Source organism: Tranquillimonas alkanivorans (assembly GCF_900115595.1).
GTDB lineage: Bacteria > Pseudomonadota > Alphaproteobacteria > Rhodobacterales > Rhodobacteraceae > Tranquillimonas > Tranquillimonas alkanivorans.
The window spans coordinates 28,242-34,605 of sequence record NZ_FOXA01000028.1; the positions used below are offsets into that span (position 1 = coordinate 28,242).

Annotated in this window: 8 protein-coding genes and 1 pseudogene; 6 read left to right on the forward strand and 3 right to left on the reverse strand. The window is 66.0% G+C overall.

All coding sequences use genetic code 11. The annotated features are described in order from the left end of the window. Positions 1 to 238 precede the first annotated feature (238 nt). From BM162_RS18925 to nthA, 3 genes are read right to left on the reverse strand one after another with little or no spacing between them, the layout of a single operon-like run. Entirely contained in the window at positions 239 to 547 is a 309-nt protein-coding gene (locus tag BM162_RS18925) for a nitrile hydratase accessory protein (RefSeq protein ID WP_093425105.1), read from the reverse strand. Continuing rightward, positions 534 to 1,190, reverse strand: a complete 657-nt coding sequence (nthB, locus tag BM162_RS18930) for a nitrile hydratase subunit beta (protein ID WP_093425107.1) — start codon at positions 1,188 to 1,190, stop codon at positions 534 to 536. Before nthB ends, BM162_RS18925 begins: the two co-directional genes overlap by 14 nt. After that, entirely contained in the window at positions 1,187 to 1,801 is a 615-nt protein-coding gene (gene nthA, locus BM162_RS18935; RefSeq protein ID WP_093425109.1) for a nitrile hydratase subunit alpha, read from the reverse strand. Before nthA ends, nthB begins: the two co-directional genes overlap by 4 nt. 282 nt (positions 1,802 to 2,083) lie before the next feature. Between nthA and BM162_RS18940 the strand changes: the two genes are divergently transcribed. The 6 genes and pseudogenes from BM162_RS18940 to BM162_RS23370 all read left to right on the forward strand — a co-directional run. After that, a complete protein-coding gene (locus tag BM162_RS18940; protein ID WP_093425111.1) occupies positions 2,084 to 3,361 on the forward strand; it encodes an MFS transporter in 1,278 nt (425 codons plus the stop codon). 317 nt (positions 3,362 to 3,678) lie between these two features. Then, on the forward strand, positions 3,679 to 4,227 hold the full coding sequence (locus BM162_RS22495) for a hypothetical protein (protein WP_143096226.1): 549 nt from the start codon (positions 3,679 to 3,681) through the stop codon (positions 4,225 to 4,227). A gap of 183 nt (positions 4,228 to 4,410) precedes the next feature. Continuing rightward, positions 4,411 to 4,842: a PACE efflux transporter gene (locus tag BM162_RS18950; protein WP_093425115.1), complete on the forward strand. Its 432-nt coding sequence runs from the start codon at positions 4,411 to 4,413 to the stop codon at positions 4,840 to 4,842. Beyond that, entirely contained in the window at positions 4,842 to 5,504 is a 663-nt protein-coding gene (locus tag BM162_RS18955) for a 5-formyltetrahydrofolate cyclo-ligase (protein WP_093425117.1), read from the forward strand. The genes BM162_RS18950 and BM162_RS18955 overlap by 1 nt, the downstream gene beginning before the upstream one ends. A 179-nt stretch (positions 5,505 to 5,683) precedes the next feature. Further along, the gene (locus BM162_RS18960) at positions 5,684 to 6,265 is read left to right on the forward strand and encodes a c-type cytochrome (protein WP_093425119.1); all 582 of its coding nucleotides are present in this window, start codon (positions 5,684 to 5,686) and stop codon (positions 6,263 to 6,265) included. 21 nt (positions 6,266 to 6,286) lie between these two features. After that, a pseudogene (locus BM162_RS23370) lies at positions 6,287 to 6,364 on the forward strand (DUF305 domain-containing protein); the annotation flags it as partial.

Below are 6,364 nucleotides of genomic sequence, written 5' to 3' on the forward strand. Positions count from 1 at the left end.
GCGGCTCCCGTGCACCGACTGACGGTTCGCTCTGGTCTATTGCGCCACGAGAAAGCAGAGCCCAGGACCTGTCATTTCACGCGGACGCCCGCACTTTCGCAGTGGTATCAAGCCGTCCACCGCATCGCCGCCTTCGCCGGGTCAAGTGGCGCAAGCACAGCCGCTTGCGCCTTCTCGGCGGGGCACGGCCCGCGCTGTCCGGCAAGTGGCAGAGCGACGTGGATCGTGATGCAGCAGACTATGCGTCGCCTGCGGGCGCCGCATCCAGGGCAATGGGTTGACCATGGGGCGTGGCGCGGGCCGCCGCCTGCCAGCGGGCGGCCAACGCGGCGACGTCTGAAGCGCCGCAGAGGCGCTTCCGTTCCAGCATTTCGAGCAAGGCGTCGGACCAGACTGCCCAGTAGGTCTCGTCGACCGTTCTCTTGCGCCTGCCAAAGAGCGCGGTCCACTCGCTCCAGGTGAAGTGGCCGGCTTCATTCAGCGCGACCGTGAGCGCGAAGAGGTGCGCCTGCCAGGGTTCTTCGAAGGGCGTGTCAGGCTCGTTCAAGGTACGACTCCCAAGCTTCGATGCTGACCGAGAGGGTGGGATCTGCGCCGTCGCCATAAAGCTCGGTTGCCTCGAAGCGGATCGTGTAGAGGGGCTGTGGATGCTCACCGTCTCCGTGCGCATTCGTATCGGGAAAGACATGAGCTCCATGCACCGCCTCGACGACCCCGGCTGCGCCACGGGCATAGCCGGGCAGGCGGGTATGCCCGGCCGGCTGATGGTTTCGCGTGCGCACACGTTCGCCGATGGCGAAGGCCGGCTTCGGTCCTGTCCGCTCGGTCGGCCCGCCACGCGCCAGCACGTCTGGCACAGCCTCGGTCGTGAGACGACGGTCGGGCCGGCGCGGCGGGTGAATGGCATGGCCGTTCGTCAGCTCGTCCGGTTTGATCTCCTGCGCGGCCTCCAGGAGATGCTCGAGTGCGCGCAGCCAGATCTCGTAATAGCTGGCGTTGTAGTACACCGCGGGCGGCAGGCTCTCACGTGCGTGACGGGATGTATCGAGCGTCCAATGACCGAGTGCGCCGCAGGCGAGGGTGAGGCCGAGGACGCGCTTCTCCCAGTCCGCATGGAAGCGTACGGCTTCGTCCTCCGGAACGACGGCGCCGACTCCGTGCCTCCCGCCGACGTCCTGCGGCCCGTTCATGCCGCTTCCGGTGTCAGCGCCAACCCGCAGCCGATCATGCTGTCGCGGGTGACGAGCGCCGCGAGAGCCGGCTCGCTCATTCCGTCCGTGCCGGCGGGGCGTTCGGGAACGACGAGATAGCGAATTTCGGCGGTCGAGTCCCAGACGCGGATGCGTGTCTCCTCGGGCAGGCTCACGCCGAACTCCGCCAGCACGGCTCTCGGCTCGCGCACCGCCCGCGCCCGGTACGCCGGCGACTTGTACCATGACGGCGGAAGGCCCAGCACAGGCCAAGGATAGCAGGAGCAGAGGGTGCAGACGACGATGTTGTGCTCCTTCGGCGTGTTGAAGACGGCAACCATGTGCTCGCCCTGGCGCCCTGAGAAGCCGAGCGACGCGATAGCCGCGGTTGCGTCCTGTCGCAGCCACTTTGCGAACTCTGGGTCCGTCCAGGCGCGGGCAACGACCGCCGCGCCGTTGCGCGGACCGACCCTGTTCTCGTAGGTGTCGATGATCGCATCCACGGCCGCCGGGTCGACCAGCCCCTTCTCGGTGAGCACGGTCTCAAGCGCGCGCACCCGCGCCGTCATCGCGTCCATCTCGTTGTCGGCGTGGTCGTGGTCGTCGTGCATCGCGGGCCTCCTTGGCCGCGAGGATGCACTGGCGGTGCGTCGAATGCAAAGCGGGGCAGACCGTCTCGGCCCTCGGCGGAAAGTACATCGGCAGGCGGTACGTCCGCTGATCGATTCCAACCCGGAACCTGATGGCGCGGGACCGGGGCATTACCTCGGATCAGCACGCCTTACGCAGCTTCGGCGCTTTTGTTATTCCCGGCCCGGGAGATGGCTCCGCTGGCTGCTCGATCGGATGCGCCGAGACGGCGACGGGCCAGTGGAGATCGCTGCGGAGGCTGAATGCTGCAGGTTCTGAGAACGTCTTGGCCGCTGCTGCTGGGCATGGGGCTACTGATGGTGGGCAACGGTCTGCAGGGCACGCTGCTGGGCGTGCGCGGCGGGATCGAGGGCTTCTCGACTTTCGAGATGTCCTTCGTCATGTCCGCGTACTTCCTTGGCTTCCTTGGGGGCTCCCGACTTGCACCTGAGTTGATCCGCCGCGTGGGCCACATCCGGGTCTTCGCGGCGCTGGGGTCGTTCATCTCGGCGGTGCTGATCCTTTACCCCTCGATCACCGAGCCTTGGGCCTGGACGCTGCTGCGCGTCATCATCGGCTTCTGCTTCTCGGGCGTCTACGTCACCGCGGAAAGCTGGCTGAATAACTCCGCCACGAACGAGACGCGGGGCCAGGCATTGTCGCTCTACATGATCGTGCAGATGGTCGGCATCGTGTCGGCGCAGGGCCTGCTGAACCTCGGCGATCCGTCGGGCTTTATCCTCTTCGTCATCCCCTCGGTGCTCGTGTCGATCTCGTTCGCGCCGATCCTTTTGTCGGTGAACCCCACGCCCGCTTTCGGAACCGCCAAGCCGATGAGCCTGATGCAACTCTATGCGTTCTCGCCGCTGGGCTGCGTGGGCATGTTCCTCATGGGGGGCGTGTTCTCGGCGCTCTTCGGTATGGCGTCCGTCTACGGAACAGATGTCGGTCTCAATGTCGGGCAGATCTCCATCTTCATCGCGACGATCTACATCGGCGGGCTCGTGCTGCAGTTTCCGATCGGCTGGGCCTCGGACCGGATGGACCGAAGGCTGTTGATCATGATCGCCGCATTGGCCGGCGGTGGCGCCGGGCTGCTCGCCATGATCACCGGCGGCGCCTTCGCCATCCTTCTGGTGGCGGCGTTCCTCGTCGGGGGCACCTCCAATCCCCTCTACTCTCTGCTGATCGCGCACACGAACGACTATCTCGAGCACGAGGACATGGCCGCGGCCTCGGGCGGTCTCATTTTCATCAACGGGGTGGGCGCCGTCGCCGGTCCGCTGATCACCGGCTGGATGATGGCGACAGTGGGCGCGCAGGGATTCTGGCTCTACCTCGCCGGGCTGATGCTGGCGGTGGGCGCATACGCCGCCTTCCGGATGACGCAACGCGCCGCACCTTCCGTGGACGAGACGGCCTCTTATGCCCCGGTACTGCCGACAGCGACGCCTGTTGCCGTCGAGGTGGCCCAGGAATGGGCGATCGATGCTGCGGAAGAGGCGGCGTCGGACCAGGCGACCGGCGGTCGTGCCGCGTGACGCGGTTACTCGGTCGCTAACGTGCGGGCTGCAGTGCGCAGGCGCGGCGCGACCGCGTCTTCCGACGGGAGCGAAGCTGAAAACGCACCTTCGGAAGGACGCCCGCAGGCGGTAGGCCGTGTGAGCTTCGTATTCCCCTCGCCCGCTGATGCCACCAAGGGCCAATGTCCACAGCCGCCGCATCCGGCCATGAAGATGAAGGCTGGCACCTTGCAGCGCACCGCCGCGCAGCTCGCCTCAATCGGAACGCTTCCACTGGATTTCACGGGGACCGGTCGGTAGCCTTTCGGATATTGTAGGCAGAACAGCGCGTCATCATGTCGATTTCTCAGTTCCTCCTTGCCCGCCCCAACATGAAGCTGGCCCCGATTGAAGCCATCATAATCCGTGGTTGGAGAAACTGCGTGGCGAGGGCAGGGTACAAGTCGCCCGACCCGTTCAGCGGATGCGTTGTCGGCACCAGGGGCGGCGGACTTCTTGTACAAGTCGATGATGAGACTCGCTGCGTTGATCTGTGGGGTGTGCACGTTCCGAGCCGCAAGAAACTCGTCGGCCATCAGAGGGCGATCGAACGGCTCCTTCGCCACAGGGAGGTGCGGGTCGAGCCGCTGAACTTGAAGGAACGCCACGTCTTCTCAGCGCGCGTATATCTGCCGGACGGCCGGGACGCCGCCGCCTGGCTCGTCGAGCAGGGCGAGGTCTGGGCGGATCCGCGCGTGCGCGGCGCTTATCGTCGGGAACAGAAGGCCGCCCTCGAAAATGGCCGCGGACGTCTCCGGGATGCCACCGCCCCGATCTTCGGGCGCGGCCCCGATTTCAACCGCTACCGTAAAGGTCGCGCCCCCTTCTGGTATCGCTTCACATAGACCATTCGACCTCCCACTCCGCTCGCTGTCGCTCCTGCCGTGCCCGACGCTGGCGCTGCCTTGGATCGCAAGCGTCTTGATCGCGCCGCGCAGACCTGCCACCTCGGATGCAGGCGGGGACGGCTCCGCTCGGTCCGCGCGCCAGCATTCCGGGACGGCCCGGCAAGACACGGAGCCGCTTGCATGCGCACAACGTCCGACCGCATTCGACAGGCCGTCAGTTTCGAGCTTCTGGGCCTCTCCATCGTCACGCCGCTGTTCGGGTGGGTGTTCGACCACCCTCTCGACGAGATGGGTGTGCTCACCGTTGCTGGCGCGACAGTCGCAACAGGCTGGAACTATCTGTTCAATCTGGGCTTCGATCGTCTTCTCCAGAGAAGACGCGGTGACACGAACAAGACGCTTCCGATCCGGGTCGCGCACGCGTTCCTTTTCGAGACAACGCTTCTGCTAATCCTTCTGCCGCTTTTCGCCTGGTGGCTCGACATCTCCCTGCTGGCCGCCCTCTTGATGGACCTGTCCTTCGCGGCATTCTACCTGGTATACGCCTTCGTTTTCACTTGGGGCTATGACACGCTGTTCCCGCCGGACCGTCCGCTGAGGGAGGCATCGTGATGGAAGAGGAACCCGCCGGAGGCGGATCGGAGCCGTGCCTGGGTCATCTCCTGGTCGACGGGCATCCCGTCGATCCTCAGACCGTCCGGGACGTCGCCCGATTCCGGCGGGCCGAGCGCGCGCGGCTGCTGCAGGCCCGCACCCGTCCCGTTGCCGAAGCCCGCAAAGCGGCTGACGTCCTCGAAGATGCGCTGGCGGGGCTCGTGGCGCCCGCGCCGGGGCAAAGGATCGCTGTCTACTGGCCGATCCGGGGGGAGCCGGACCTGCGGGGATGGATGCGCGAGGCTCACGAGGCCGGCGCGCGCGTTCTTCTTCCGGTCGTCGTGCGCAAGGATGCGCCGCTCGCGTTCCGGCGCTGGACCCCCGGATGCAGGATGGAGCGCGGTCTTTGGAACATCCCGGTGCCGGCCGAGGGGGAGTCCGAGCATCCGGACACGGTCATCGCGCCACTGGTCGGCGTGGATGAGGCGCTTTTCCGGCTGGGCAACGGCGGCGGGTACTATGACCGGACGCTGGTGCGCCTGGAGCCGCGTCCGCACGTGATTGGCGTCGGCTTCGCCGAGTGCCGCCTGCGCACGATCTTCCCGATGCCTTGGGATGTCCCGATGAACGTCGTCATCCTGTCCGACGGAACCCGCCTTCAGGCTCGGGGTCCGGTGTAGAAATCTTGCAAGGGGGCGGTGTCCGGACCTTCGCCGCAGAGGCGAGATGCTTTGGGCGAATCGGCAGAAACGGACGTTGGCCCGCCGGCACATCGAATTCGGCATGAAATGGTGAACCGGCACGACGATCCCGGGGTTGATCCGTCGCGGCAAGCCATTCGCAACTTTGGAGAACCCTCATGGGGACCATGATCAAGGGCATTGTAGTGGGCGTGTTCGCGACGCTCCTTGTCGGCATCGCCGGTTGGCTGACCGTCGTCTACACGGGGGCCTACAACGTGGCAGCCTCGGACCGGCACTTCGACGCTGTCCGATGGACCCTCGATACGACGATGCAGCGTTCCATCGCGCGTCGGGCGGACGGGGTTGAGTTGCCGGAAAGCTTTCCGGCCGAAAGCGTGGCCGAGGGCGCGGCGAACTACGCCGAAAGCTGCGCGCACTGCCACGGCGCCCCCGGCCGGGAGCCGGCCGGATGGTCCCGCGGCATGAAGCCCGAGCCCCCACACCTGACCGAAGCCGCTGCAAACTGGACGCCCGAGGAAATCCGCTGGATCGTCGAGAACGGCATCAAGATGTCCGGGATGCCGGCCTTCGGCGCGGAACACGGAGCCGAGGAGATCGTGTCCATCACGGCTTTCGTCTCTCAGTTGCCGGGTCTCTCGCCGGAGGATTACGCGGCTCTGGTCCCGGACGGTGGCGGCGCGCACAGCAGTGGTGAGCAGAGCGGTGGCGCGCACGGCGGTGGCGCCGAAACCGAATAACGACGAACGAGGGAAACAGACATGTCCTACATCCGCTTTGGCCTGATGATCCTCACCTCCACGGTGGTGATGTTTGTCCTGATGTACCTGAACACCTAC